This window comes from Paraburkholderia sp. BR10937, assembly GCF_040965695.1.
In the GTDB taxonomy this organism is placed as follows: domain Bacteria; phylum Pseudomonadota; class Gammaproteobacteria; order Burkholderiales; family Burkholderiaceae; genus Paraburkholderia.
In genome coordinates this window covers 1-396 of record NZ_JBFRCL010000169.1, presented here as the reverse complement: position 1 = coordinate 396, position 396 = coordinate 1, and the positions used below count along the sequence as shown (strand labels likewise).

The window sequence follows — 396 nt, the reverse complement described above, 5'->3', positions numbered from 1 at the left end:
GTATAAGTGACAGGTGCCGCTCCCCTTGAGCACGGCAACCGCCGCGTAGCGGGCCGCAAGCGTTCGCGCGGCGGCGAGTCGGTCGCGCTGCACCGCGGCGGTGTCGCAGCCAAGGAGGCGCGCGGCTTCGAGCGGATGCGGCGTGAGCACGCAAGGCGCGCCGCGCGCGGCGGCCGACTGCGCGACGTGTGCCGCGAGCGCCTCGTCGCGCGCGACGAGATTGAGCGCGTCGGCATCGAGGAGCACGGGGGCGTGAAGGCGCAGGATGGCGTCCACGAGCTGGCGCGCCGACGCGCTGCCGCCCATGCCGCAGCCCGCCGCGCCGGCGTCCAACGCGCCGAGCGCGAGCCTGGCCGCCGCGGGCAGCAAGAGTTCGGGGTGCGGCGCGTCGTAGGG

The 396-nt window shown here is 76.3% G+C and carries 1 protein-coding gene; it reads right to left on the bottom strand.

The features are described from left to right. On the bottom strand, positions 1–396 hold a 396-nt coding region (locus AB4Y44_RS42490; RefSeq protein ID WP_368702827.1), incomplete at both ends, for an NAD(P)H-hydrate dehydratase.